Source organism: Stenotrophomonas sp. P5_A8, assembly GCF_056400545.1.
The window spans coordinates 1-4,218 of the sequence record NZ_JBFULB010000330.1; the positions used below are offsets into that span (position 1 = coordinate 1).

Below are 4,218 nucleotides of genomic sequence, written 5' to 3' on the forward strand. Positions count from 1 at the left end.
TGGCACCCGTGCGGCAAGCGGTCGCAGCGTGCCCGGGGGCATACGATTCCTTCGCCGCCGGGTTTGTACATTGATCTGAATCAAGGCTGTTTGAAGTTGCAGGTCACAGAATTCATCCCGTAGACCCCCTTCCCGCCACCTGAAACGGCAAAACCCAACGAGGTAGCCAGGCCATGATTGATTCGACAGTCGTAGAACTGTCGCGGCTGCAATTCGCTCTGACCGCGATGTACCACTTCCTTTTCGTACCGCTCACGCTTGGCCTGTCCTTCCTGGTGGCCATCATGGAGAGCGTGTACGTCATGACCCGTAAACAGGTCTGGCGGCAGATGACCCTGTTCTGGGGCACGCTGTTCGGCATCAACTTCGCCATCGGCGTGGCCACCGGCCTGGTGATGGAATTCCAGTTCGGCATGAACTGGTCGTATTACAGCCACTACGTCGGCGACATCTTCGGCGCACCGCTGGCCATTGAAGGCCTGATGGCGTTCTTCCTGGAAGCGACCTTCATCGGTCTGTTCTTCTTCGGCTGGAAGCGCCTGACCCCGGTGAAGCATCTGGCCGTGACCTGGCTGATGGCACTGGGCACCAACCTGTCGGCGGTGTGGATCCTGATCGCCAACGGCTGGATGCAGAACCCGACCGGTGCGGTATTCAACCCGGAAACGATGCGCATGGAAGTGGTGGACTTCGCCGCGGTGCTGTTCAACCCGGTAGCGCAGGCCAAGTTCGTGCATACCGTCAGTGCCGGCTACGTGACCGGCGCGATCTTCGTCATGTCCATCAGCGCGTTGTACCTGCTGCGCAACAAGCACCGGGACATGGCCCGCCGCTCGTTCGCGGTGGCTGCGGCGTTCGGCCTGCTGTCGTCGCTGTCGGTGGTGGTGCTGGGCGACGAGAGCGGTTACGCCGCCAGCGAACATCAGAAGATGAAGCTGGCCGCGATCGAGGCGATGTGGGAAACCGAGCGTGCCCCGGCTGATTTCACCGCCTTCGGCATTCCCAACCAGACCACCCACACCAACGACTACGCGATCAAGATCCCGTACCTGATGGGGCTGATCGCCACCCGTTCGCTGGACCAGCCGATTCCCGGCATCCTGGAACTGGTGGGTCGTGCGGAGAACCGCATCCGCGGTGGCCAGCTGGCCTACGGTGCGCTGGAGCGCGTGCGCAAGGACAAGAACGATCTTGAAGCGCGCGAGATGTTCGACCGCCACTGGCAGGACCTGGGCCATGGCCTGCTGCTCAAGCGTTACCGCGAGGACATCCTCAACGCCACCCCGGAGGAAATCTCCAAGGCCGCGATGGATACCGTGCCGCGCGTTGCCCCGCTGTTCTGGACCTTCCGCATCATGGCGGGCCTGGGCTTCTACCTGATCGCGTTCTTCGCGGTGGCCTTCTACTTCTCCTGCCGCAACAGCTTCCAGGACAAGCGTTGGTTCCTGAAGCTGGCCGTGTGGTCGCTGCCGGCACCGTGGATTGCGATCGAATGCGGCTGGTTCGTGGCCGAGTACGGCCGCCAGCCGTGGGCGGTGGATGGCGTGCTGCCCACCTTCTATGCAGCGTCGGGCCTGGCACTGCACGAGATCCTGACCACGCTGGCGGTGTTCACCGCGCTGTACACGGTGCTGCTGGTGATCGAGGTCAAGCTGATGCTCAAGGCGATCCGCAAGGGTCCGGACGACATCCTGCCCTCGCTGCAGGCTGACATCCGCCCCGTTTCCCCCGTTGTTGCCGCCCCCGGCCAGGCCTGAGGCAGGAGAATCCAGATGGACTTCATTGCACTTGATTACACCACGCTCCGCGTGATCTGGTGGCTGCTGCTCGGCATCCTGCTGGTCGGCTGGGCAGTCATGGACGGTTTCGACCTCGGGGTGGGCACGCTGCTGCCCTTCGTGGCCCGCACCGATGACGAACGCCGGTTGGTGATCAACACCGTCGGCCCGGTATGGGAAGGCAACCAGGTTTGGCTGGTGCTCGGCGGCGGCGCGATCTTCGCCGCATGGCCGCCGCTGTATGCGGTCAGCTTCTCCGGGTTCTACCTGGCAGTGTTTGTGATGCTGTTCGGGCTGATCCTGCGCCCGGTCGGCTTCAAGTACCGCAGCAAGATGCCCAGCAAGCGCTGGCGCGACAACTGGGACCGGGTGCTGTTCGTCGGTGGCCTGCTGCCGGGCCTGATCGCCGGCGTGGCGGTGGRCAACGTGCTGGTCGGCGTGCCGTTCCACTTCGATGACAGCATGCGCATCTTCTACACCGGCTCGTTCTTCGGCCTGCTCAATCCGTTCGCACTGGTCGCCGGGCTGGTCAGCGTGGCCATGCTGGTGTCGCACGGTGCGGCCATGCTGGTGCTCAAGACCGACGGCCCGGTGGCCGAACGTTCGGCCCGCTATGGCAGCGTCGCCGCGCTGATCAGCTTCGTGCTGTTCGCCGCTGCCGGCGTCTGGGTCGCCTTCGGTCTGCCGGGCTATCAGATCACCTCGCAGGTGGTCACCGATGGCCCGACCAACCCGCTGTTGAAGACCGCCGAACTGGGCACCGTCGCCGGGGGCTGGCTGCGCAACTACAGCACCATGCCGGCGACCCTGGTGTTCCCGCTCGTCGGCCTGCTGGGTGCACTGGCCAGTGCGGTACTGCTGCGGGCCCGTCGCGGCGGCCTGGCGTTMATCGCCTCGGGTGCCTCCATCGCCGCCATCATCCTCACCGTCGGCTTTGCGATCTTCCCGTTCCTGCTGCCCTCCTCCAGCCAGCCCATCTCCAGCCTGACCGTCTGGGACAGCTCGTCCAGCCATCTCACGCTGTGGATCATGCTGCTGGCCACGGCCATCTTCCTGCCGATCATCCTGGCCTACACGACCTGGGTCTACCGGGTGATGAAGGGCAAGACGACCGCCGAGGAAATGGGCAACAACCCCAACGCGTATTGATGCCCCGTGTGCCGGCCCTGCGTCGGCACCTACCCCGTACATAGGAGATTGACCATGTGGTATTTCGCCTGGATCCTCGGCGCCGGCCTTGCCTCGGTGGTGGCCATCCTCAACGGCATGTGGTTTGAAGCCCGCGAGACCGGCCGCATCGACAACGCATGACGCTGCAAGCGTAAAAAAAGGTTGCCGGCCCGGTCTTCACACCGTATCCTTGTCGGCTCCTTCGGGGTGTAGCTCAGTCTGGTAGAGCGCTACGTTCGGGACGTAGAGGTCGCAGGTTCGAATCCTGTCTCCCCGACCACTTCGGTGGTCGCATTGAAGCCTGGAGGCGTCATTTCCAGGCGTTCGTGTCAAAGGGCCGTGGCAACACGGCACCGAAGGTGAATACAACATCCCCCTTGCCGCCGAATGCGGGGATGGCTACAATAGGCGGCTMCTTACGGGGTGTAGCTCAGTCTGGTAGAGCGCTACGTTCGGGACGTAGAGGTCGCAGGTTCGAATCCTGTCTCCCCGACCAATTACTGGTCACATTGAAGCCTGGAAGACTCACGTCCTCCGGGCTTTTTTGTATGTGTCGTTCTGCGTGCCCCCGCGGTTATGGCAGCCCGTGCGTTTGCCGGGCGGAGAGCAGCCGAGCGTGGCTCGGCTCTACCGTCATGGAGCGGTGAGGCGTTCAACGAGCCCGCATGGACGGATTTACCGCGTGTCCGCATGTCCACGATCCCGGCCCTGCCAGGTGTGACCGCGTTTCATCGCCCGGACAGACCGCGCGGGTACAATGCYCGCCTTCGGGATGCGCGCGGCCTGCCCCATCCCTGCCCTTGAATCCACGCCGCCTTCCGCCACTGGCCGGGAGCGGCGTTTCCGCACATCCGCCCCACGGTGTTGCGCCACCTGCAAGAGATCCATGTCCATGACCCAAGCCGCCCCCCACGCATCGCCGCTCCTGCACGGACGCGTCCTGGCCTTTGCCGCCATTCTGCTGGCTGCGCTGAACCTGCGTACCGCGGTCACCTCGGTGACCCCGCTGCTGGATCTCCTCGGCCAGACCTTTGGCTTTGGGACCACCATGACCGGCGTGCTCGGCATGCTGCCCACCGCCTCGTTCGCGCTGTTCGGCGTCACCACGCCCATGGTCGCCCGCCGCATCGGCCTGGAACGCACCGCCCTGCTCGCCATGGGCCTGGCTACGGTCGGCCTGCTGCTGCGCTCGATGGCGGGCGGTATCGGCAGTCTGCTGTTCGGCTCGATCGTGGCGCTGGCCGGCATGGGCATCGGCAACGTGGTGGTG

General features: G+C 64.3%; 3 protein-coding genes, 2 tRNA genes and 1 pseudogene. All 6 read left to right on the forward strand.

Annotation, left to right across the window (positions count from 1 at the left end):
* Positions 1 to 173 precede the first annotated feature (173 nt).
* Positions 174 to 1,757, forward strand: coding sequence for a cytochrome ubiquinol oxidase subunit I (locus AC1DQP_RS17395; RefSeq protein WP_256775617.1), 1,584 nt, complete (start codon positions 174 to 176; stop codon positions 1,755 to 1,757).
* Between the two features lie 15 nt (positions 1,758 to 1,772).
* Positions 1,773 to 2,927, forward strand: a complete 1,155-nt coding sequence (cydB, locus tag AC1DQP_RS17400; RefSeq protein WP_478052089.1) for a cytochrome d ubiquinol oxidase subunit II — start codon at positions 1,773 to 1,775, stop codon at positions 2,925 to 2,927.
* A 54-nt stretch (positions 2,928 to 2,981) separates the two neighbouring features.
* Positions 2,982 to 3,089, forward strand: a complete 108-nt coding sequence (gene cydX, locus AC1DQP_RS17405; protein ID WP_256775620.1) for a cytochrome bd-I oxidase subunit CydX — start codon at positions 2,982 to 2,984, stop codon at positions 3,087 to 3,089.
* A 62-nt stretch (positions 3,090 to 3,151) separates the two neighbouring features.
* Positions 3,152 to 3,228, forward strand: a tRNA-Pro gene (locus tag AC1DQP_RS17410).
* A gap of 139 nt (positions 3,229 to 3,367) precedes the next feature.
* A tRNA-Pro gene (locus AC1DQP_RS17415) sits at positions 3,368 to 3,444 on the forward strand.
* A 396-nt stretch (positions 3,445 to 3,840) separates the two neighbouring features.
* Positions 3,841 to 4,218: pseudogene (locus AC1DQP_RS17420) on the forward strand (MFS transporter); the annotation flags it as partial.